The following is a 22,064-nucleotide window of genomic DNA, read 5'->3' as shown; positions in this document are numbered from 1 at the left end:
TGCATGCCTTCTCTACAGGACTGATTTATATCTAAACGAGTCTATTTTACCTATTTAATCACCAAAAAGGCGATTGACTTTGACCTTGTATGAAACCTACAGCTGTGTCCGGCTGCGCACCTCAAAGATGGCGAATTTCAAGTAATGGCCTTCCTCCACACCCAAAATTTGAGGATGGTCTTTACCAGCCGCTCTCCAGTCTACCAGACGAAGGATTTTGCCGGCATCTGCCGCCGCTTCCTTAATGGTATCTAAAAACAACTCTGGCCGCATATGGAACGAGCAGCTCGCAGTCACCAGATAGCCGCCCTCATTGACCAGCTTCATCCCGTGCAGGTTGATATCTTTATATCCACGTGTAGCTCCTTTGACAGCGTTCTTCGTTTTGGCAAAGGCTGGCGGATCAAGAATGACCACGTCAAAGGTGCGTCCGCCACCTGCTGTCAGCGGCTTGGATGTATCTCCTTTGCCCCCGGCTCGTGCATTGCGTTCCTCTACACCTTTCACTTGATTGCGCAAATATTGAAAAGCATCGTCGACGACAAACTCGACGCGTTCCTCAAAACCGTTCAGCTTGACATTATCCCGCGCACTTTCAATCGCATGCTCAGAAATATCAAGACAAGTTACTTTTTTAGCACCATGTTTACATGCATTGAGCGTAAAGCTTCCCGTGTGCGAAAAACATTCCAATACGGTTGCGCCATCCCAGAATGGGAATTCAACAACCTTACCACTTTTATTCACTGGCTTCATGACCGTTGTGCCCGCATCCCCTGAGTCTGCAGCTACTTCTTGTAGCGTAATTCCACTACGTGCTCCCCAACCTGTCATCAACGGTGCTATGGCCGCACGATTTTCACGCTGGTCAAAGAAATAACCCGTCTTCTGGCCCTCTACAATATCAACCTTGATTTGCAGGCCATTTTCCGTCACTACCACATGACGCGGACAATCACCGTACAAAGGACCCTTCGTTTGTTCCAATCCTTCCAGCTCACGGATGGATACATCACTTCGCTCATATATACCAACAGGACCCACTACTTCAACGAGCGCATCCCTGATTTCTTCCCTGCGCCGATCCATGCCAAGCGTTAACAACTGCACGACTAACACATCACCAAATCGATCTACAATCAGTCCAGGCAAAAAATCAGCCTCGCCGTACACCAACCGATAAGCGTTTCCCCCGGTCACAAAACGTTCGCGGTGCTCCAGACATTTGCGAAAGCGTTGGGCAAAAAAGTTTTGATCCATTGCTTCCAGCGGCTCGTAGGACATCACACGCACTGTAATTTGTGAAGCTGGATTATAGTAACCTGTCGCCAAATAACGCCCCTGATGGTTAACGATACTGACCAAATCGCCTGCCTCTGGGTCCCCTTCGATCTTGGCTATTTCGTTTTTAAACACCCAAGGGTGTGCGTGCTCCAGCCTTTTTTTACGGCTGCGTTCTAATATTACTGAAGGCAAAATCCTTCACTCCCATTCTTGGATTACTCAAAGTCCTTAATATCGTTCCGTAAAAAAGAGCTCAGCCATGCTTGTCATGGCTGTCCCCGACAGATCATAGGCTGTTACATAAGTATTTTCACCTAGAAAAGGGGGCTATGCCCGTGTTTATACATGTTATACTCCCACTGTGCGGCGGGCTGTTTATTTTTTTGGGCGGGATGAAGCTGATGGAAGCAGCCCTCCGGCATTTGGCCGGTCCCTTCCTCACCCGCTGGCTGAACCGCGCCACAGTTTCACCTTGGCGGGGCATGCTGTTCAGCTCAGGCATTACGGCCCTGCTGCAAAGCAGCACCGCCGTAACGGTGCTGACGATCGGACTGGTCAACGCCGGGCTGTTGACCTACGGCCGCACGCTCGGCATCATTCTCGGCACCAATATCGGCACCTGCCTGACCACTGAGCTGATGGGGCTCCAGCTTGGCATGCTGGCTGTTCCGCTGCTCTGCGGCTCACTGCTATGCTGGAGCACTGCCGTCCTGTGGGGTGAAGCTGTCCCCAGTCGCCAGTATGCGTCCGCTGGAGCTTCACCCGGCTCCAATGGGCTTAGCCGTCCGCAGGCTGTACAATATATCAGCCTCGTCTTTGCTGGATTTTCGCTGATTCTGGCAGGTATCCGCGTAATGCAAACAGTCGGCCCCTGGATTGAGCAGGCCGGACTATTCCGCTGGTTTCTTGATCACGCTGCGGCCAACATGTGGTGGGCCTTCGCTGCTGGAGCCTGTCTGACCGCGCTGGTTCACAGTAGCGCAGCCGTCATTGGCATGGCGATTAGCCTTGCCGCTGCGGGAGCCTTGCCAGCCGATGTGGGGATCGCCATCGTCATCGGCTCCAATGTAGGCACCTGCGTAACCGCCCTCATTGCCGCTGTTGGCGGCAGCGTGTCCGGCAAATTTGTAGCCTGGTCCCACGTGCTGCTGAACGTAGGCGGAGCCTTGCTCTTTATGCCGTTGATCCCTGGTCTGGAGATGGCCGCTGCCTGGATATCTACCGAGCCCGGAGCCAAAGTAGCCCATGCCCAAACTCTGTTTAACGTTATTAGCTCTCTGCTGGTCTTGCCTCTCTGCTATCTACCTGTGTGGACGCGTTTAGAGGATCGTATATCTCCCGACAGAATCAAACGTTAATTCCTAGCATGGACAGCGCCTTGCTTAAGATGACATCATTATTGTCATATCCACCCTGGCGCTGGAGACGCCATGCTTCCTCAGGCGTATGCCACGCAACTCCTTTAATTTCTTCGATCTGTGCCTGTAAATCCCCATCCAGTGCCTCTACGAGATAATAGTGTACTTCTTTATCTACTTCCCCAAATTCTGGATGATGATACGTATAAGCAATCATATCTACATGCTGGATAATCCGCCCGTTCAACCCTGTTTCCTCGCGAATTTCACGTAAAGCCGTCTGTTCGATTGTTTCTCCCAACTCCATCTTCCCTTTAGCCAAGGATACCTTGCCATATCGGTCAGTAATGAGCTGAATTTCAAGTTGCTCCCCCTGTTTGCGAAACACAACGCCGCCTGCGGAAATTTCCTTTTTTGCTGCCATCCTGTAATCTCCCTTCCTTGCGCAACAAGGATTCCGTCCTCTCTGTAAGGAAAGGCGAAATCCTTGTTTGCCATCTCTATTGCCTGTTCAGGCTTTTTTTGTTCTTACAGAGCTGTTTGCAGCCCATTCTCTAGTACGCGAACCAATTGGCCTTCACTTTCATTAATGCCCGCCTTCGTCAGCTTCACGCGGCATACCTTGCCAACCAGATCCTCAGTACCTTCAAACGCCAGTTGAATATAATTGTCACTATATCCATGGAGTATGCCGCTATCTTCGGTCCCTTTCGGTGCAACTTCCGGAATGACCTCCAGCACCTGACCTACAAACTTCTCAGCATACGCCAATTGCATTTGCTCTGACAGTTGTATCAGCTCATGCACTCGTGCATTTTTCACGTCTTCGTCCACCTGATCCTCCATACGCGCCGCAGGAGTTCCACTGCGCTTGGAGTATGGGAACACGTGCATTTCCGAAAAACCGATTTTTTTCATCAGCTCATAGCCATTGCGGAACATTTCATCCGTCTCCCCAGGGAAGCCGACAATCACATCCGTTGTAATCGCTACATCCGGCATTGCTTTGCGAATCATAAGCATTTTGTTATAAAACTCTTCTGTGGTGTACTTGCGACGCATCCGTTTCAACACGGTGTCGTCCCCCGCCTGAAGCGGTATGTGAAAATGACGAACCAGCTTGGTGGAACGATTCAGTACATCAAGCATTTTTTCATCAATCTGGCTGGCTTCAATCGAACTGATACGGATACGCTCTAGCCCTTCCACCTTCTCCAGATCCCACAGCAGATCAGATAGGTCGTAATTATCCATGTCGTCACCATAACCGCCAGTGTGGATACCTGTGAGTACAATTTCCTTGTAGCCTGCGTGCACCAGTTGACGCGCCTGTGCAATAATACTCGCAGCATCACGACTACGGGATAGACCCCGCGACCACGGAATGATGCAGAAGGTACAGAAGTTATTGCACCCATCCTGAATTTTCAAAAAGGCCCGAGTATGATTAGCAAAATCAGGCACATCCATTTCCTCAAATACACGCGTTTTCATAATATTGCGCACGGCGTTCACCGGTTGACGCGTCCCTTGAATTTCCTGCACGAACGGAATGATTTTGTCTCGATCCTGAGTCCCGATAACGAGATCAACGCCAGGAATATCCATAATTTCGGCAGGAGAAGTTTGGGCGTAACAGCCCGTCACTGCCACAATGGCATCTGGATTCCGGCGAATCGCGCGGCGAATGATCTGACGACTCTTTTTATCACCGGTATTCGTAACGGTACATGTATTGATAAGATAGACATCAGCAGTCTGCTCATCAAAGTCCACCTGTTCATAACCTTCATTTTTAAACAGCTGCCAGATCGCTTCTGTATCATAAAAGTTTACCTTACAGCCCAATGTGTAAAATGCCACTGACGGCATATTAAACCCCTCCCATTTCTCCTGTCTCATATAAAATGCATGCCAATGCAGCCATTCCTGCGGTCTCCGCACGCAAAATACGTCTTCCCAGTCCTGTAGACTGTGCCCCGGCCTGCTCGGCCTCCAGGCTTTCCGCTTCAGTAAAGCCGCCTTCCGGGCCTACCACCAGCAGAACACGCGGCATGTCCGTCGACGCCCATTGTCCTGCCAAAGGCTGGATTACATCCCGTAGCTGTTTACCCTGCTCTTTTTCATAACAATAACATATCAAATCATACCCAGCAAAAGAAGCCAGAAGTTCTTTCCACGTCATGGGCGCGCTAATTTCTGGAATCCGGTTACGGTGGCTTTGTTCAGCCGCTTCCTTCACAATCTTGCGCCAACGCTCCAGTCGCTTGCCTTCTTTTTTGGCATCATACTGCACGACCGTACGCTCGGACAAAAACGGTACAAACCCGGTTGCTCCGATTTCTGTACATTTTTGCATCACCGTCTCCATCTTGTCTCCTTTAGGAAGACTCTGAGCGATAGTGACCTGCACATGCGGTTCAGAGGTCATCTTCAGCGGCTCAATAATCGTCGCCGTAACATGATCCTGCTCAATCGTATCCAATGCAGCCAGCGCTTCCCTAGATATCCCGTCACTAACTATAATTTTGTCACCACTACGGCCCCGCATGACTTTAGCGATATGTCGCGCGTCCTCACCCGCAACAATCACGTGATCTTCTAGAAATTGCTCTGCCGGAATAAAATAACGCTGCATTCTCTCTCACACCTATTCCTGGATTTTGCAAAATCCTCATTCTAAAAATAACTGTTATCCACTAACGTTCCGTACAAAATCCGAATAAATCACCAAGCAACATCATATCATCTTTTGCGCCTGTATGACCAGTCTGTTCCCTCTTCCATTCAGGTTATACCTACCTATTCTCGTAAAAAAAGGAGCCCTTAGGCTCCAAACAATCCAGTGATATAAAAAGAGAACTGCAAAAACTGTATATAAATCATCTGGGCCAGCGTGTAAAGAGGTTCAATCGTTACAGCTCGAACCTGCGGAATGACCAGGATAAGCAGAAAAATAAAGATCGACCACTGTTCAAATTGCTGAAGTTTACGGCGTACAGGAGTGGGGGCCACATCTTCCACAATCCGGTATCCATCCAGTGGAGGCAGTGGGATCAAATTAAAGATAAACAAAAATAGATTTAAATTGATCAGAGCATTGATAAACAAATAGATTGCTTGAGCCACCCGTTGGTTCTCCATCCCCGGCAATACTTGAAAATGAAGGAGCACGGCATAGATCAAAGTAGTAACAAATGCAAGCAACAGATTGCTGAGCGGACCCGCAGCCGATACGATAATGCCCATGAGGCGCGGACGGCTAAAATTGTCACGATTAACCGGAACTGGCTTGGCCCAGCCAAAGCCTCCGATCAACAGCAGCAGCGTACCCAGCAGGTCAATATGCACTGCCGGATTTAAAGTCACGCGCCCAAGTAGCTTGGCCGTAGGGTCACCAAATTTATTGGCATAATACGCATGTGCAAACTCATGAACCGTGAACGATATGATCACAGCCAGTAAATAAAAGGGAAGAACATTTAAATTTACACGAAAAATATTTTGTAGAAAATCCATACTTACCTCTTTCTCGCCACAAACGCCAGCCAATCTTCATCCCGGCTTATTTCGGCAATCTCAAAGCCAGCTGCTTTCAAAGCAGTTTCGACAACCTCTTCTTTGTTCTTCCAAATCCCTGAAGCAATATAAATACCACCTGGTTCCAGGGCTTTATATACATCATCAATGAACAGCAGAATAATCTCTGCCAATATATTAGCTACCACTAGCTTGACCGGTAACTGGATACCCAGCGTTGGATCGCTTGCATTAAGCACAGATAGCAAATCACTTTCTTTAATGGTGATGCGTTCCTCCAGTCCGTTCAAACGCGTATTTTCCCGCGCACTGGATACTGCCACCGGGTCCAAATCCAAGGCAAGTACATGCTTCGCTCCCAGCTTTACAGCTCCAATGGCCAAAATACCGGAACCCGTGCCGACATCAATAACTTCTTCTCCACCCTTAATCACAGACTCCAGCGTTCTCAGACAAAGGGATGTCGTAGGATGCGTTCCGGTCCCAAAGGCCATACCAGGGTCCAACTCAATGATTTTTTCCTCTTCACTCGCAGGCTCATAGTCTTCCCAAGTGGGTTTAATCGTCAGACGGTCCGACACACGCAAAGGCTTGAAATATTGCTTCCAAGCATTTGCCCAGTCATCCTCATCAACTGTTTTCAGCTCATACTGAACCTCACCAGGATCAATATCGAAAGTTCTCAATTCTTCGACGCGCGGCTCAATCTGCGAACGAATACGATCCATATCCACTTCTTCGGCAAAATAGCCTTTGATGATCGCTTGTCCTTCAGGTATATCGTTCAAAGGCCGATCATACCACTGTCCATAGGACGTATCCCGCGGCTTGTTGAGCGAACCGGATTCTTCAATGGAAACCCCTCCTGCACCTGCTTCGTGCAGAAAATTCGAAATCATTTCGATGGCTTCTTCGGTTGTATGTATTGTAATTTCATTCCACAACATGGTTTTCATTTCCTCCTCATTTCACATGCATACATTACATTGTACTATATACATGCACAGGAGTTCAAAAAAGCTAATATTATCGAAGTTCAAAATATTTTTTGTAGAGCTTGTATATGTTGTCCACTCTTTTAGTCCAAGCACCCTTAACTCTAGTACATACAATACAATATACTAGAAAAGGAGTGATTTAGTATGGCAAAGACGGTGTTAGATTATAATGCCAGTGTTATTACACCTATCACTAATGGTATAAATCTTCCTGTTCCGATTTCTCCAGCCGGACTTGGAATTGCTACGACGTCTGTATTTATTGATCCTGCTATTTCTGGAGCTGTCAACAACCGAGTAGAGTTAAAAGCCTCGATTGGACTACGTTTTGTCGGTGCCGGCAACATTAGAGTGCTTGTACGGATTTGGAGAGCCGGCAAGGAAATTTATTACGGACTGGAATCCAATGTCTTCGATAACAATATTATTCTTAATGTCGAAACGGTAGACGTTGCGCCTCTGGGCGTACAAAACTACCAACTGATTATTGAAAATCAAACGCCTGCGACTACTGCTTTCGTCGCCGGTCCTCTTGTTTTTAGTGCAACAGCATACAGCGGATAATGAATAGAAAAAGGAAAGAACACAAATAAGACGGGCTATCCCACAAATTATCCTTATTAATGGAGATAACCCGTCTTATTAAATTCTACTCATTGTCGATTATGATACGCTGCTGACGACGGTCAGCTACTTCGCTACGCCGGATCGCTTCTAGATCCTCAGCATCTGCCTGATCTGCCGAGAACTCTACATCTTCATTTTTAGCAGATTGCATGCGTTTGATTTTCTCCGTTTTGGTCAGCACTTTATCAAACCGTTTGTTTTTGGACATCGGTCACTACTCCTTCCAAACTTTTCACAGCATTCCACCCGCTTGTTCCACGATGGACATCGCCTGATGATGAATGGATTCATCCACCACAGCAGTCAACAAAATATCACGGCCCGTCGGTCCGCCCTGTCCTCCATCACTCATGCCACTGGCGGACGGATCAGCTGCAGCCAGTATTGCTGGAGTTGCATCTGTAAAGTCCACGCCCTGTGTCAGTGAGGACAAGCTGCTAATCTGTCCTGAAAATACAGGCAATCCGGCGTTGCCAGTAGACTGCCGCGGATACCGGCTAAATCGGTCTATCGACACATCGGCTACCCGGAGAGCTTCCAGTTTTCTAGCGGCTCCCTGTGCTTCCTCAGGACTTTTGAAATACGCCAAAATATTTTTTTCGCCCATCTCAAAATCTCCCTGTGTAGTATTGAGCGCAACTGCTCTTCAAGAGCATAGAGCGTTACGCTTTGTTATATCCTGCTCATTGGCACGATTTTATATTCCCTACGAAGGCTAGACGGATCAGGCGGTATCGAGAACAGCAGGCCAAGACTGTGAACCATAGTTTGTGAAGAATATAACTTTTACGGGTGTAAAGTAGCAGCCGGAGCTTCACCTGACTTGGCCACTCCTGTCTCCCATGCAGCACGAATGACAGCATCCCGTACCTTTTGAACCACCTTCGGATTAAAAACATTCGGTATGATATAAGTTTCACTTAGCTCCTCAGGACAGATCGCATCAGCGATGGCAAGTCCGGCAGCTAGTTTCATTTCCTCATTAATCGTCGTAGCATGGCAATCTAGAGCACCCCGGAAAATTCCCGGGAAGCATAGCACATTGTTAATTTGATTTGGAAAATCGGAGCGGCCAGTAGCAAGCACACGTACATGAGGTGCGGCTACAGCCGGATCAATTTCCGGCTTCGGATTCGCCATGGCGAACACGATAGGATCAGTTGCCATGCTCTGTATATCCTCCACAGTCAGTATATTCGGGCCTGACACACCGATGAATACATCAGCTCCCACAATCACATCGGATAAACTTCCACTTAAATTGTGCGGATTAGTCATGTTCGCATACTCTGTCCAATGCGGGTTACTGTACTCCACGTCACGATGAATAGCTCCCTGTCGATCAACGCCAATCAGATTGCGCACACCTGCCTTAAGCAGCATACGGGAGCAGGCCATACCCGCCGCACCGATCCCTGCAAATACAACTTTGACATCCTCCATTTTTTTGCCACATACCTTTAATGCATTGACCAGACCCGCTAATACAACGACTGCCGTACCATGCTGATCATCATGAAATACTGGAATGTCCAGTTCCTGCTTCAACCGTCTCTCGATTTCAAAACAGCGTGGCGAAGATATATCTTCCAAATTAATGCCGCCAAAGGCAGGAGCAATCATTTTGACAATTTGAACAATTTCATCAGCGTCCTTCGTGTTGAGACAGATTGGGAAGGCGTCAACACCTGCAAATTGTTTGAACAAGACTGCTTTACCCTCCATCACAGGCATAGCGGCCTCCGGTCCGATATCTCCTAATCCAAGTACCGCAGTTCCGTCTGATACGACTGCTACTGTATTCTTTTTGATCGTTAATTGATACGCTTTGGCTGGGTCATTGGCGATTTCCATACAGATTTCAGCTACACCCGGCGTATAAACTTTGGACAGCCCCTCCATCGTTTCAATTGGCTTCTTTGGTAAGGTCTCCATTTTGCCACCTGCGTGTAATTCTCTAATTTCATCTATTAAACTGCTCATATTTTTCTCCGTCCTTCCATGTCTCTATTTGGATATGAATCTCAGTCCTGTGTATAAAACTCATCAGCTCCATAATTGGAGTAACAAAGTTGCTAAAATGACCGTGCCTGCCCCTCCAATACGTGTTGCAATTTGCGCAAAAGGCATCAGTTCCATCCGATTGGACGCAGACAGAATGGCTACATCTCCCGTGCCCCCTAATCCACCGCGACAGCTAGTCACCAAAGCAGCTTCTACGGGATACATGTGAATCCATTTTCCTGTGAAGTATCCGGTAACAATCAATGCAACTACAACAGATGCGCAGGTGATGGCATAAGGAACCGTTAAAATCCCAACTACACTATCCAAAGGTACATACAAAATACCCAATCCCACCATCAAGGGCCACGTCAGACTTGCCGTTATACATTTGTACAAGTGAAAAGCTCCCTGCTCCAATGTGTTCGGCATGATCTGAATACACTTAATTAATGCCGCCGCCAGAATCATGAGGATCGGGCCTGGAATATGGAGATACGGCTCCAGCAACTTACCCACAATAAAGAAAGTGCAAGCTAACAGCAGGCCTCCTCCCATCAATGGAAAAGAAATCGATTGCTCCAAACTTGCCGGAGCTAACTTGTCTGCATCTTTCTCCAGTTTTAATAACCTCCCGTTACCTGAAGTTTTCGGATTTTTCTCTGCTAATCTCTTCAGAACACCCGCACCTATGATTGCAACAATGTTCCCGATAATTGCAGCCGGGATAAACTGGGATACGAATACTGCGGAATCCTTGCCCAGCACCAATCCATACGAAATGGACAACGGTAAAATGCCTTCCCCAATCCCACCGGAGATAATCGGAATGATGATGAAAAAAAATGTATGATAGGCGCTATAGCCAAAAGCCATCCCCACCACCATCCCCACGGCAACAGCTGCAATAGATCCTATAATAATGGGGGCAAAAATTTTGACAATTCCGTTCATCAGCATTTTCCGATCCATGCCAAGAATACTTCCCGTTACTAGACATGCGATGTAGAAGTAAAGAAAATTCGAGGTTTTCATAAGCGTGTGTACAGCACCCATCGCAGATGGACTGAACATATTCCAAAATACCATTAACGATGGAACCATAAGAGATAAAATGGCCGGCCCGCCAATATGCTTAAGCAACGGAAGTTTGGCCCCTAAATCACTGAGAAGTATACCTAAAATCATGATGACGGCAAACCCGCCCAACAGATCGTTCGGAAGTCTTTCAGTAATTGCAGCTGCATAAACAATTAGCGCGATCACGGCATAGAGTGGAAGAGGAATAACCCCCACCTTTACCCTACCCAGCATTCTGATGCCATCTACAAAATTTTTACTCCATCTTTGCCCCTTTTGAATGACAGGCTGATTCGTAGCATTTTCCATAAATCTCCCTCCATAAAGTGAAGAATGATGATCATGTTTCCATTCTACACCTTGGAAAACGCTTTATTTGGTTTTAAAACTAATCATTCACTTTTGTAATTAAAGTAATCAGAAAGAAGATTTAAATAAAACTATTCATGATGCCTTCTGCCTGTGGCAATATTCGGTATTGGTAAACAGGACGCCCTATGGTACCGTATATGGTTTCCATGGAAAGAGCCTCAATCTCTGTCATAAAAGCCAGGTACTTGCGCATAGACACCCTGGATATTCCTGCACTTTCCGCAATATCCTCGGTGGAAAATAGCACCTTATTATGCTGCTGGATACAATTCCATATCATAGCCAGCGTGGATTTAGTTATGCCTTTGGGCAAACGTGCCAATTCTTTAGTCAAGCTTTTATGATAAATCAGTCGGTCCAGTTCTTCCTGCGAAAGTAGGCTGCGCTCACGCACGATGCTAATGTGCTCTCGGTACCCCGTGAGGGCCTCCAAAAAACGGTTAAAGTGGAACGGCTTAATCAAGTAATCCACCGCACCGAAGTTCATCGCTTTTTTGACACTGTTCATGTCACTTGCAGCCGAGATGACAATGACATCTATATTTACACCTGTCTCCCGTATGAATGACAGTAAATCGAGGCCATTGCTTTCCTGCATATACACATCTAGCAATATCAAATCAATGGCTTGTTCAGCTATATATTTCTTAGCCTCTTCCACAGAAGAAGCCCAACCCCCACATCGAAAACCTTCTACCTGCTCCATATATTTGCGGTTAAATTCCGCAACCATCGGATCATCTTCTACAATCAGGACATTAATCATGTTCATCATTCCCCGCTATAATGTATGGAATCGTAATCTGAAAACAGCACCCTTGCTCGGCTGGGATCAACTTTATGCTTCCCTGTAATCTTTTCACACTTTGCGTCACCAGATAAAGACCCATCCCTCGTGACTCTCCCTTGGTCGAAAAACCTTTTTCAAATATAGCCTTCACAAGCCCTTCCGGTATACCCGGACCATTATCGCACATGATACAGGTCAGATAGCCGTTCTTCTGGCTTTCCTCATAATAAAGTGAAAGGGTAATCCGTTTGTGCTCCAAAGATTCCATCGCCTCCACCGCATTATCAAACAGATTGCCAAGAATAGTAATCAGTTCATGCGTCGTTTGAGTTTGACTGGATTCGGGCAAGTAACTACCTGGAGTCAGTTCAAAATTCACCCCTACTTCTCTGGCCCGGCTTAATTTCCCCAACACAAACCCTGCCATAACTGGGTCCCTGATCTGCCGGGTGATGGAGCCAATCTCCACTTGATGATGCTCGACGGCATCCATAATGTAATGCTCCAGTTTATCGTACATTCGCAAGTGTACCATCCCCATAATGACATGCAGCTTGTTCATAAATTCATGAGCCTGCGCACGTAGTGCTTCCGTGTACAGGGACACTCCTGTCAAACGTTCCGCAAGCTGGTTCATCTCCGTTTTATCCCGAAAGGTTACAATTGCTCCCACAATTTCCCCTTTGACCCGTATCGGAACACTGGTGGTCAGCAAGGTTATTCCACCCAGCTCCATTTCCTCATCCATCTGTGGAGTACTCGCTTCCAAGACCTCTTGCAATCGAAAAGCGGATAAATAAACGGTAATCTCCTGTCCGGAGAATGAGAAATCTTCAATCCCCGCTTGCCTAAGCAGACGTATCGCTTCTGCATTCATCAGCATGACGCGACCGAATTCATCTACCGCAATAACCCCTTCCTTGATGGATTGCAACATGGCGCTGCGTTCCTCCAGCAAGCGTGCGATTTCCGGCGGCTCCAGACCGACTAGCATATTTTTGATTTTACGAGCCAGCACAACCGCACCTCCAGTGCCAATCAACATTCCAGTGCCAATGGCGATAGCAATAAGACGGTTGTTGCCTTCCTGAGCCATCTGTACATCTTGCATGGATATACCAACAACAATCGCCCCTACCTGTTTCCCCGTTAAACTGAACACGGGGGAAAAGGCTCGCATGGACAAGCCCAATGTTCCCTTCGCAACGGACACGCTCTCATGGCCATGAAGTGCAGTATACTCGTCTCCGCCGACAAAGGCTTTGCCGATCATCCTAGCATCCGGGTGCGTTTTACGAATTCCCTTCATATCCATAGCCACGATAAACTGGATGTGATTTGCTGCTGAAACCCTCTTCACATACTCCTGCATAGAAGGAGACGAACCCGTCCCTTGCAATTGCTCGACAATAAGCGGCGTATGGGCGAGTGTACGCGCGATGGACATTGCCTTTTCTTCCAGTCCCTTCTCAGTTTCATGTTCCACTCTCTCAGCAAATAACAGGGTTACAGGCAGAAGCACAAGTGCCATAACTAGACATACTAGCAGTGTAATTAGGCCTCTGAGCTTTAATAGCGGTTTACCCCGACGTAGCTTGAGCTGTACATTTCCGATGAAACTCACCCCTTTCTACTTGATATTAAGTCTCAACAGTTCAACATGCCTATACAAAAATGGTTATGTATGTGTTTACGTGAATATAAAAAAAGGAACTATCCCGCAATTGCGGAATAGTTTCCTTTGATTCATGGTTGAAGCTCCGCGATTCCTAATTGGGCTTAGTCGCCTCGGAAGGCGCGCTTCACACGGTCAAAAAAAGACTGCTCATTCTCATGTGTCTGCTCTCCGCTAAGCGAAGAGAATTGACGCAGCAAATCCTTTTGTTCCTCACTCAGCTTACTAGGCGTTACCACAACGACCTTAATATGCTGGTCACCCTGACCTACGCCACGCAGTTTTGGCACACCTTTTCCTTTAAGACGGAAGTAAGTACCTGTTTGCGTACCTGCTGGAACTTTCAGCTTCACTTTCTCGGTCAACGTTGGGATCTCGACTTCATCTCCCAATGCTGCCTGTGAGAACGTCAGCGGAATTTCACAGTAGATATCGTCTCCCTCACGCTCAAAGAAGTCGTGCGATTTCACACGGAACACAACGTACAAGTCACCTGCTGGTCCTCCGTTGACACCGCCTTCGCCTTCACCGTTAATACGCATTTGCGCGCCGTCATCCACACCCGCTGGAATACGAATATGAATTTTACGTTGCTTGCGTACACGACCCGAACCGCTACAAGTCGTACATTTTTCTTTAATGATTTTACCGGAACCGCCGCAATTGGAGCAGGCGCGTCGATTAACCATACGACCAAACGGTGTATTCTGCACCACTTCTTCCTGTCCGCTGCCGTGGCAGACGGAGCAGGTTTGTGGTTGAGTACCCGCTTTGGCTCCCGTACCGTGACACGTATCACATGTTTCCGTACGTTCAATATGAATGTCGGTTTCTTTACCGAACACCGCTTCCTTGAATTCAATCGTCATCGTATATTGAAGATCGTTCCCACGCTGCGGTGCATTCGGATCACGTCGACCATTGCCGCCGCCACCAAAGAACATATCAAAAATATCGCCAAACCCGCCACCGAAGTCGGCGCCACCACCGAAGCCGCCTCCCATGCCCTGGTTCGGGTCTACATGACCATACTGATCGTATCTTGCCCGCTTCTGACCATCGCTGAGAACATCGTAAGCTTCTTTCACTTCTTTAAATTTAGTTTCCGCGTCCGCAGCCTTGTTCACGTCCGGATGATACTGACGCGCAAGCTTACGGTAAGCCTTTTTGACTTCTTCATCCGAAGCGCCCTTCGCGACGCCCAGCACCTCATAATAATCACGCTTATCAGCCAATGTTCCACCCCCATGCCTACAACGTGTCTGCACTACATATAAAAGGAAAGCCAAAGGCACGGGATGACCCGGCTTTGACCTTCCCATCATTTCAAGGCAGTACAACCCGTAATATGCTTATTTATCTTGGAAATAACTGTTACCCTTCGGCTAATTGTTATTTATCAAGGCAGCTACGCTGCAATTACTATTCAGTATATCATAACGCATCGGTGTACCGTAAAGCTACCACTGCCCGATCCGTAGCTTAGTCTTTCTTCTGGTCTTCGTCAACAACTTCATAGTCCGCGTCAACCACATTGTCGCGGCCTTTGCTGTCTGCTGCGCCATCTTGAGCTTGTTGAGCCTGTGCTTCTTGAGCAGCTTGCTCATATAGCTTCACAGACAATTGCTGAACGATTTCAGTCAGTTCTTCAGTAGCTTTTTTGATGTCTTCCAGGTTGTCGGTTTCCAGCATTTTTTGCAGATTTTCTTTAGCTGCATTTGCTTTTTCGACTTCGCCTGCATCCGCTTTTTCGCCCAGATCTTTAATCGTTTTGTCTACAGAGTAGATCAGTTGATCCGCAGCATTTTTCGCTTCTACCAAATCTTTGCGTTTTTTATCTTCTTCCGCATGCAACTCGGCATCCTTCATCATACGTTCTACTTCCTCGTCGCTCAAGCCGCTGGAAGATGTGATCGTAATTTTTTGGCTTTTGCCTGTGCCTTTATCTGTAGCGGATACGTTCACGATACCGTTCGCATCCAGATCAAAGGTAACTTCGATTTGTGGTACACCACGTGGTGCTGGAGGGATATCTCCCAATTGGAAACGACCCAGTGTTTTGTTGCCTGCTGCCATTTCACGTTCACCTTGCAACACGTGAATTTCTACGCTAGGCTGATTGTCGGCATATGTCGAGAATACCTGCGATTTGCTCGTAGGGATCGTCGTGTTACGATCAATCATTTTAGTAAACACGCCACCTGCGGTTTCAATACCGAGGGACAGTGGAGTTACGTCAAGGAGAACGACGTCTTTCACATCACCAGTCAGTACACCCGCTTGAACTGCCGCGCCCAAAGCTACCACTTCATCAGGGTTTACGCCTTTGTGTGGCTCTTTACCTGTCAGCTTTTTGATTGCTTCTTGTACAGCCGGAATACGTGTGGAACCGCCGACCAGAACGATTTTGTCGATGTCGCTGGCACTCATGCCTGCATCTTTCATTGCTTGACGAGTAGGTCCCAATGTACGTTCTACCAGACCTTCAGACAATTCTTCAAATTTCGCACGAGTCAGGTTCAACTCCAAATGCTGTGGAACGCCATCAGCTACTGTGATAAACGGCAAAGAAATCGTCGTTGTCAGTACGCCGGACAGTTCTTTTTTCGCTTTTTCCGCTGCATCTTTCAGACGTTGTACAGCAGCTTTATCTTTGCTCAGGTCGATGCCTTGATCTTTTTTGAACTCATTTACGAGGTAATCAATAATCACTTGGTCAAAGTCATCGCCACCCAGCTTGTTATCGCCGCTTGTTGCTTTAACTTCGAAGAAACCGTCGCCCAGTTCCAGAATGGATACGTCAAATGTACCGCCACCCAAGTCATACACGAGGATCGTTTGGTCTTCGGATTTTTCCATACCGTATGCCAATGCAGCTGCTGTTGGCTCGTTGACAATCCGCAGAACTTCCAGACCAGCAATTTTACCTGCATCCTTGGTTGCTTGACGTTGACCGTCATTGAAGTAAGCTGGAACAGTAATAACAGCTTGAGTAACCGTTTGTCCCAGGTAAGCTTCAGCATCGGATTTCAGCTTTTGCAAAATCATAGCGGAAATTTCCTGTGCGGAATATTCCTTGCCGTCAATGCTTTCTTTATGGTTTGTACCCATGTGACGTTTGATGGACATGATTGTACGATCCGGGTTCGTAATTGCTTGGCGTTTTGCCGTTTCCCCTACAGTACGTTCTCCATCTTTTTTGAAACCAACAACGGAAGGGGTTGTGCGTGCGCCTTCCGGATTTGGAATAACGACCGCTTCGCCGCCCTCCATAACAGCCACACAAGAGTTGGTTGTACCTAAGTCAATACCGATTACTTTGCTCATCGGACAATTCCTCCTTCTGTATATACGAGGCCCGCAGGCCAGAATGGTTGAATCAAAATGATGTATTTCTAATGTATATTGAAAAAGCTACATGCTCACTTTTACCATCGCTGGACGAAGCACCTTGTCCTTCAGCATGTATCCTTTTTGTACCTCTTCAACGACGATGCCTTCCTCATGCTCTTCGCTCTCCACCTGCATAATAGCCTGATGGAAATCCGGATTAAACGGTTGTCCCACCGAATTCATGGCCGTTACACCCTCTGCCTGAAGCACACTCTCAAACTGGCGGAAAATCATTTCCACGCCTTTGCTGAATGACTCAGACTCCGCTCCTTGCGGTGCTGTTGCCAGCGCACGCTCGAAGTTATCCAAAACAGGCACCAACTCGGTAACCAGCTTCATAGATGCATATTTGGCAAGGTCTTCTTTTTCTTTCAGCGTACGACGGCGAAAATTATCAAAATCCGCCTGAGCGCGTAAAAACCGCTGTTGATGCTCTTCCGCCTGTGCGCGAAGCTTAGTCAGCTCTGTTTCGCTTTCTTGGTCTTCCAGTGCTGCCGCTTCATTAACCGGCTCTTCCTGCTGGCTCGTTTCGGCGGCTTCCTCTGTGCTTACATTTTGTTGTTTTTCTTCTTGGAACGCTTGTTCTTCCTTCAAAATGTTTCACCTCCTTCAAGTCATAACTACCTTTACAAAAACACGCAACAATGCACCCGCGCAGGATACAAACCGTATCCCGGCGCGGAACATGTAGTACCGCAACCTATGCGGTCTTGTTCTATTTAAACCGTTGCGTTAGCATTGCGGTCAAATCCTTAGACAGGATACCCAAAATATTAATAACTCTCGCATATTCCATCCGTGTCGGACCCAGTATGCCTATAGTGCCCAACGCTTCTCCATCTACTGCATACGTAGCAGTAATCAGGCTGCAATTGGCAAACGCCTCATGATCATTTTCAGTGCCGATGCGGACTTGAATTTCAGGTGCCCCGGCAACAGGTGTCATTAGTTTAAGCAGCGTTGGTGTTTCCTCCAGCAGATCGAGAATATGTTTAACCTTTTCTACATCTTTAAATTCAGGTTGATTGAGCATGTTCGTCGCACCGCTCAAATACAAGCGCTGATCCGATTCATTATCCAGTGCTTTATCCAGCACCTTCATAGCGTCCTCAAAATGAGACACATGCTTCTCCATCTCCTGACCAAGTGCGGTGTAAAGGCGTGATTTAAGCTGATAAATCGGCACACCGACCAGCTTGCTGTTCAGTAAATTCACAACCTTCTCCATCTCGGAAATCGAAATTCCCGGTGGAATATCTACCGTTTTATTCTCCACCTGACCGGTATTGGTCACGATAATCGCTACAGCCGTCGTTTCGTTGAGCGGCAGCAGCTGAAAATGACGCAATGAAGTATGAAAAACCTCCGGCCCAAGCAGGATGGAAGTATAATTGGTCATATGGGACAAAATGCCTGACGCATGCTGGATCACTTGCTCCATTACATTCAGCTTTTCGGCGTAAAAGGCTTTCAGTTCCCGCATTTCCATAGGCTTCAGTGTATTCAGTGGCACCAAATGGTCCACATAATAACGATAGCCTTTATGAGACGGGATGCGTCCCGCAGAAGTATGGGGTTGCTCCAGATAGCCCTGTTCCTCCAAATCCGACATTTCATTACGGATCGTGGCCGGGCTGAATCCGACATCCTGCCTTTTGGATATGCTGCGGGAACCCACTGGCTCAGCCGAACGAATGTAGTCATCAATAATCGCATTCAGAATGAGCCTCTGACGTTCGGTTAACAAGCGAATCCCCCCTTGTTGTTTATCCATAATAGCATGATTGTTAAATGGAATCATTAGCACTCGTTCGCGATGAGTGCTAACCGATAATACAAAAATACCAAACCGACCTGATCATTGTCAAGTCAGATCAGTATTTTCAATAAACAAGATTTATTACAACAGTTTAGTTTACTGCAGCAAATGCAAACCGTTTACACTTTTTTGCGAAAAATCTCATTATTCATCGTATTAATACCGTATTTATGTATAGAGATTCATAAAACAGAAAATTCGTTCGAGACTATGTCTTCATACCGTTACATCTTCTTTGTCCTTGAGGAGGAATTATATTTGAGAACTAATCGCCGCAACCTTTTATACGCATCGACCGCACTTTTACCTACAATTTGTATGTTTCACATTTTAATCAAGTTGTTTCCGTATACAGGACTAGGAAGAATAGTGGCTTTGCCATTAGTTTTCACCCTGAATGCAGCCCTTATTAATTCAGCCATCCATTTAATTCGTAAATTAAGCCCCCTGTGTTGTGCCTTAATCTTGGTTCCTACAATACTTTTAAGCATATGGAATACCATTTTGTTTTACCCTCAAGAATTCAGTCCAAGTATTCCCAAGCAAATAAAATACAGTATATCGGCAATACAACATTACGATGATTTAACACTAGCCGATTGGGAAGGATATACATATAGTCCAAGCAGAAGCGGAGCGTCTGAAAGATATGTTGTCGCCTTGTATAAATATAAACACCGAGTTCCATTAGACGGCACTTCATACTTTTATAATGATACTGATTATCATAAGGACCATCCCATAAGAAGCCTGAATGGAATACCTTCCGAACTGGAGCCTCATCATCAATTCATTTGGTGGTTGCTCAAAGCATATGAGAAATGAACCAGGATTAAACAATGTAGGCTGTATAACAAACGCACGATTATGGCCTGATGAAAAAAGAACTGACCTCATTATTGACAGGTCAGTTCAGTACTTTCAACACTGCGATTTCATCACAATTGTTTTGTTTACTACAGTGAATGCAGTCGGTCCATACCTTTTCAGGGAAAATCTCTTTACTTACTACATCAAAACCGTTTTTTATAAAAAAGGAGACCTCGTAGGTCAATGCCATAATTTTAGGAATACGTTGCCGCCGTGCTTCTATAATAAGGCCCTCCACGAGCTTGGAGCCAATACCCATACCTTTATGTCCCTCAGAGATGCCAAGGGAGCGAATCTCTACCAGATCAGCGCCCAATTTGCATAAAGAACCACAACCAACAACTTCGCCGTCCACCTCTGCAACAATAAATAGCTCCAGTTGGCGCGTAAGCACTTCCCTCGAACGTGGCAGCATAATCCCCCGCTCTGCATAGCCGCTAATCATTTGATATAAAGGCTCCACATCCTCAGGAACCGCACTTCTGCACAATACATCTTTACACACTGAAGCCATCTTGCTCTCCTCCTGCCGCTTGCCGCATATAATGAATAAATATACAACATCACGCATAGAATCGCAATACTCCATTTACCCTGCTTTGACAGAATGTTGTTATAAAATGATTGTCCCAGCTTACGAAGTTGAAACGTACTGTATTGAAGCCTACGACTTACGACTTATGAATTTACCGTGATTGAACCGATGAACTCTGCAAATACATCATTTCCGAATAAAATGCCGCGTTCACTCAAACGATAACCGTCCTCAATTGATTCGATTAACCCCGCATTGAGCATTTTCCCGAGAGGAGCAGTAAACGTATCCTCCAATGCCTGACCGAATTGAGCTTCAAAGCGGGACTTGGATACGCCCTCTAGCATTCTCAAACCGACCATAAGAAAATCCTCCATGGCTTCCGCCGCCGGCACCTCAAAGCTATCCAGACGTGGTAAACCATTACGACTAGCCTCCACATAAGGGTTAATGCCTTTAATGTTCATATGACGCTCTCTGCCAACATATCCATGTGCCCCAGCGCCGAGACCGTAATAGTCCTCATTTCGCCAATAGGTCATGTTGTGCTTGCTCCCCAAGCCTGGTTTTGCGAAATTACTAATCTCATACTGCTCATACCCCGCTTCTTTCATGCGACGCATGAGGAGTAAATACATTTCCAGTTCGTCATCCTCATGTGGAAGTGGCAGCTGATTTTTCTGGTACAGCGTATGGAAGAGTGTGTTTTCTTCAACCTTCAAGCTGTAGATAGAGTAATGAGGAAGCTCCAGCTCTAGCGCTCTACTGACGCTTTCATGCAGCATCTCCACCGTTTGGTTCGGCAAACCGAACATCAGGTCAATCGACAGGTTGTCCAAGCCAACCTTACGGGCGTTTTCCAAACTGCGATATACGTCATCTGTACTGTGAATACGACCTATGCCTGTGAGTAGCTCATTCTGAAAAGCCTGTACACCAAAGCTGAGTCGATTGACGCCGCCTTCTTTCATCACAGAGAGTTTTTCAAAATCAGTGGTGCCTGGATTGGCTTCCATGGAAAACTCAATATCTTCCGCCCAATTTGGGAAATAGGTTCGGACGCTCTTCAGGAAATATTCCATTTCTTTCGGGTTTAGGGTAGTTGGTGTTCCGCCCCCGACAAAAATGGTTTTAATCTCTCCTGGCGGGTGAAGCTTGACTGTATGTTCCATCTCCCGTTCCAGTGCATACAGATATTCCATAACAGGTTGATCCTTGAGCACATAAGAGTTGAAATCACAGTAAAAGCATTTATTCGTGCAAAAAGGTATATGCAGGTAAACCGCTTGAGGCGCGGATGAATGTTCATGTTTTTGTATGGATGCGGTCATACCGATCCTCCTTGTCAATTCAGTGTGTGGTGATTGAAAAAAATGGCGAAGAGGGGGGAGAACGCTCCGTGGATGGATCATTCTTCCGATCGCTGTTACCCCCGGATTTTTTCTTTGTAAATAAACTTAATAGGGTAAGATCCGGGGATAAAGGCGAACGCTAACGCTTCTTCAGAACGATTCCATCCACTCCGCTGCTGCCCACCACCATCGGTCATTTTTTGTGATGTAGGTGTTGCAGTAAGAGTAAAGCATCTTTAGAAATACGCTAAAGCTACTGTTGTTATACTATTTTTGCAACCGAGATAACAAACATTCCATCTTTGGATAGCTTGCTCAAATAAATAACGTCCATTCTCCATGCACGGCAAATGCCCCATGAAAGAAT

The 22,064-nt window shown here is 46.6% G+C and carries 21 protein-coding genes; 3 read left to right on the top strand and 18 right to left on the bottom strand.

Translation table 11 applies throughout. The features are described from left to right. Positions 1 to 96 precede the first annotated feature (96 nt). Complete coding sequence (locus NSS66_RS15395; protein WP_028540449.1) at positions 97 to 1,476, bottom strand: class I SAM-dependent rRNA methyltransferase; 1,380 nt, start codon at positions 1,474 to 1,476, stop codon at positions 97 to 99. Between the two features lie 143 nt (positions 1,477 to 1,619). Between NSS66_RS15395 and NSS66_RS15390 the strand changes: the two genes are divergently transcribed. Further along, the gene (locus NSS66_RS15390; RefSeq protein WP_160789763.1) at positions 1,620 to 2,642 is read left to right on the top strand and encodes a Na/Pi symporter; all 1,023 of its coding nucleotides are present in this window, start codon (positions 1,620 to 1,622) and stop codon (positions 2,640 to 2,642) included. Here NSS66_RS15390 and NSS66_RS15385 read toward each other — a convergent pair. The 5 genes from NSS66_RS15385 to prmA form a co-directional block, all read right to left on the bottom strand. Next, positions 2,632 to 3,066 (bottom strand): NUDIX hydrolase, encoded by a 435-nt coding sequence (locus tag NSS66_RS15385; RefSeq protein ID WP_023989501.1) that lies wholly within the window; start codon positions 3,064 to 3,066, stop codon positions 2,632 to 2,634. The genes NSS66_RS15390 and NSS66_RS15385 overlap by 11 nt on opposite strands. 104 nt (positions 3,067 to 3,170) lie before the next feature. Then, complete coding sequence (mtaB, locus tag NSS66_RS15380) at positions 3,171 to 4,514, bottom strand: tRNA (N(6)-L-threonylcarbamoyladenosine(37)-C(2))-methylthiotransferase MtaB (protein ID WP_103049601.1); 1,344 nt, start codon at positions 4,512 to 4,514, stop codon at positions 3,171 to 3,173. Between the two features lies 1 nt (position 4,515). Further along, a complete protein-coding gene (locus NSS66_RS15375) occupies positions 4,516 to 5,280 on the bottom strand; it encodes a 16S rRNA (uracil(1498)-N(3))-methyltransferase (protein WP_023989503.1) in 765 nt (254 codons plus the stop codon). 188 nt (positions 5,281 to 5,468) lie between these two features. After that, the gene (locus NSS66_RS15370) at positions 5,469 to 6,161 is read right to left on the bottom strand and encodes a site-2 protease family protein (protein ID WP_023989504.1); all 693 of its coding nucleotides are present in this window, start codon (positions 6,159 to 6,161) and stop codon (positions 5,469 to 5,471) included. Positions 6,162 to 6,163: 2 nt separating this feature from the next. Beyond that, positions 6,164 to 7,129 carry a 50S ribosomal protein L11 methyltransferase gene (gene prmA, locus NSS66_RS15365; RefSeq protein WP_023989505.1) on the bottom strand — a complete coding sequence of 322 codons (966 nt, stop codon included), beginning with the start codon at positions 7,127 to 7,129 and terminating at the stop codon, positions 6,164 to 6,166. 195 nt (positions 7,130 to 7,324) lie between these two features. On the opposite strand from prmA, the gene NSS66_RS15360 reads away from it, so the two are divergent. Next, the gene (locus tag NSS66_RS15360) at positions 7,325 to 7,744 is read left to right on the top strand and encodes a hypothetical protein (protein WP_023989506.1); all 420 of its coding nucleotides are present in this window, start codon (positions 7,325 to 7,327) and stop codon (positions 7,742 to 7,744) included. A gap of 85 nt (positions 7,745 to 7,829) precedes the next feature. Here the strand turns inward: NSS66_RS15360 and NSS66_RS15355 are convergent, their stop codons facing one another. The 10 genes from NSS66_RS15355 to hrcA all read right to left on the bottom strand — a co-directional run bounded on the left by NSS66_RS15355 (position 7,830) and on the right by hrcA (position 18,868). Next, entirely contained in the window at positions 7,830 to 8,015 is a 186-nt protein-coding gene (locus NSS66_RS15355; protein WP_023989507.1) for a YfhD family protein, read from the bottom strand. A 24-nt stretch (positions 8,016 to 8,039) separates the two neighbouring features. Then, positions 8,040 to 8,414 (bottom strand): hypothetical protein, encoded by a 375-nt coding sequence (locus NSS66_RS15350; RefSeq protein WP_013311164.1) that lies wholly within the window; start codon positions 8,412 to 8,414, stop codon positions 8,040 to 8,042. A gap of 179 nt (positions 8,415 to 8,593) precedes the next feature. Further along, positions 8,594 to 9,790, bottom strand: coding sequence for an NAD(P)-dependent malic enzyme (locus NSS66_RS15345; protein WP_025723348.1), 1,197 nt, complete (start codon positions 9,788 to 9,790; stop codon positions 8,594 to 8,596). Between the two features lie 63 nt (positions 9,791 to 9,853). After that, positions 9,854 to 11,200, bottom strand: a complete 1,347-nt coding sequence (locus tag NSS66_RS15340; RefSeq protein WP_023989508.1) for a 2-hydroxycarboxylate transporter family protein — start codon at positions 11,198 to 11,200, stop codon at positions 9,854 to 9,856. A gap of 121 nt (positions 11,201 to 11,321) precedes the next feature. Then, positions 11,322 to 12,029 carry a two-component system response regulator DcuR gene (dcuR, locus tag NSS66_RS15335; protein WP_028540448.1) on the bottom strand — a complete coding sequence of 236 codons (708 nt, stop codon included), beginning with the start codon at positions 12,027 to 12,029 and terminating at the stop codon, positions 11,322 to 11,324. After that, positions 12,022 to 13,677: a DcuS/MalK family sensor histidine kinase gene (gene dcuS / locus NSS66_RS15330; protein ID WP_340858312.1), complete on the bottom strand. Its 1,656-nt coding sequence runs from the start codon at positions 13,675 to 13,677 to the stop codon at positions 12,022 to 12,024. The genes dcuR and dcuS overlap by 8 nt, the downstream gene beginning before the upstream one ends. Before the next feature lie 155 nt (positions 13,678 to 13,832). Then, positions 13,833 to 14,963 (bottom strand): molecular chaperone DnaJ, encoded by a 1,131-nt coding sequence (gene dnaJ, locus NSS66_RS15325; protein ID WP_023989511.1) that lies wholly within the window; start codon positions 14,961 to 14,963, stop codon positions 13,833 to 13,835. Positions 14,964 to 15,210: 247 nt separating this feature from the next. Then, positions 15,211 to 17,055 carry a molecular chaperone DnaK gene (gene dnaK / locus NSS66_RS15320; protein ID WP_068942392.1) on the bottom strand — a complete coding sequence of 615 codons (1,845 nt, stop codon included), beginning with the start codon at positions 17,053 to 17,055 and terminating at the stop codon, positions 15,211 to 15,213. An 87-nt stretch (positions 17,056 to 17,142) separates the two neighbouring features. After that, complete coding sequence (grpE, locus tag NSS66_RS15315; RefSeq protein ID WP_013311172.1) at positions 17,143 to 17,715, bottom strand: nucleotide exchange factor GrpE; 573 nt, start codon at positions 17,713 to 17,715, stop codon at positions 17,143 to 17,145. A 121-nt stretch (positions 17,716 to 17,836) separates the two neighbouring features. Next, complete coding sequence (gene hrcA / locus NSS66_RS15310) at positions 17,837 to 18,868, bottom strand: heat-inducible transcriptional repressor HrcA (RefSeq protein ID WP_013372178.1); 1,032 nt, start codon at positions 18,866 to 18,868, stop codon at positions 17,837 to 17,839. Between the two features lie 330 nt (positions 18,869 to 19,198). On the opposite strand from hrcA, the gene NSS66_RS15305 reads away from it, so the two are divergent. Continuing rightward, the gene (locus NSS66_RS15305) at positions 19,199 to 19,765 is read left to right on the top strand and encodes a hypothetical protein (RefSeq protein ID WP_231517115.1); all 567 of its coding nucleotides are present in this window, start codon (positions 19,199 to 19,201) and stop codon (positions 19,763 to 19,765) included. Positions 19,766 to 19,847: 82 nt separating this feature from the next. On the opposite strand, the gene NSS66_RS15300 is transcribed toward NSS66_RS15305, so the two are convergent. Next, positions 19,848 to 20,324 (bottom strand): N-acetyltransferase, encoded by a 477-nt coding sequence (locus NSS66_RS15300; protein WP_013311174.1) that lies wholly within the window; start codon positions 20,322 to 20,324, stop codon positions 19,848 to 19,850. A gap of 164 nt (positions 20,325 to 20,488) precedes the next feature. Then, positions 20,489 to 21,676: a radical SAM family heme chaperone HemW gene (gene hemW, locus NSS66_RS15295; RefSeq protein ID WP_025723343.1), complete on the bottom strand. Its 1,188-nt coding sequence runs from the start codon at positions 21,674 to 21,676 to the stop codon at positions 20,489 to 20,491. Positions 21,677 to 22,064: the final 388 nt, after the last annotated feature.

This window comes from Paenibacillus sp. FSL R10-2748, assembly GCF_038005565.1.
Lineage (GTDB): Bacteria > Bacillota > Bacilli > Paenibacillales > Paenibacillaceae > Paenibacillus > Paenibacillus polymyxa_B.
The sequence above is the reverse complement of the archived record's forward strand: the minus strand, read 5'-3'. Positions and strand labels throughout refer to the sequence as shown.

Bases quoted from the DNA above. Each gene is read 5' to 3' on its own strand.
- NSS66_RS15345 (WP_025723348.1), bottom strand. From the start codon at position 9,790: ATGAGCAGTTTAATAGATGAAATTAGAGAATTACACGCAGGTGGCAAA.
- NSS66_RS15385 (WP_023989501.1), bottom strand. From the start codon at position 3,066: ATGGCAGCAAAAAAGGAAATTTCCGCAGGCGGCGTTGTGTTTCGCAAA.
- NSS66_RS15375 (WP_023989503.1), bottom strand. From the start codon at position 5,280: ATGCAGCGTTATTTTATTCCGGCAGAGCAATTTCTAGAAGATCACGTG.
- NSS66_RS15340 (WP_023989508.1), bottom strand. From the start codon at position 11,200: ATGGAAAATGCTACGAATCAGCCTGTCATTCAAAAGGGGCAAAGATGG.
- prmA (WP_023989505.1), bottom strand. From the start codon at position 7,129: ATGTTGTGGAATGAAATTACAATACATACAACCGAAGAAGCCATCGAA.
- NSS66_RS15370 (WP_023989504.1), bottom strand. From the start codon at position 6,161: ATGGATTTTCTACAAAATATTTTTCGTGTAAATTTAAATGTTCTTCCC.
- dcuR (WP_028540448.1), bottom strand. From the start codon at position 12,029: ATGATTAATGTCCTGATTGTAGAAGATGATCCGATGGTTGCGGAATTT.
- dnaK (WP_068942392.1), bottom strand. From the start codon at position 17,055: ATGAGCAAAGTAATCGGTATTGACTTAGGTACAACCAACTCTTGTGTG.
- NSS66_RS15360 (WP_023989506.1), top strand. From the start codon at position 7,325: ATGGCAAAGACGGTGTTAGATTATAATGCCAGTGTTATTACACCTATC.
- NSS66_RS15355 (WP_023989507.1), bottom strand. From the start codon at position 8,015: ATGTCCAAAAACAAACGGTTTGATAAAGTGCTGACCAAAACGGAGAAA.
- NSS66_RS15350 (WP_013311164.1), bottom strand. From the start codon at position 8,414: ATGGGCGAAAAAAATATTTTGGCGTATTTCAAAAGTCCTGAGGAAGCA.
- NSS66_RS15300 (WP_013311174.1), bottom strand. From the start codon at position 20,324: ATGGCTTCAGTGTGTAAAGATGTATTGTGCAGAAGTGCGGTTCCTGAG.
- hemW (WP_025723343.1), bottom strand. From the start codon at position 21,676: ATGACCGCATCCATACAAAAACATGAACATTCATCCGCGCCTCAAGCG.
- mtaB (WP_103049601.1), bottom strand. From the start codon at position 4,514: ATGCCGTCAGTGGCATTTTACACATTGGGCTGTAAGGTAAACTTTTAT.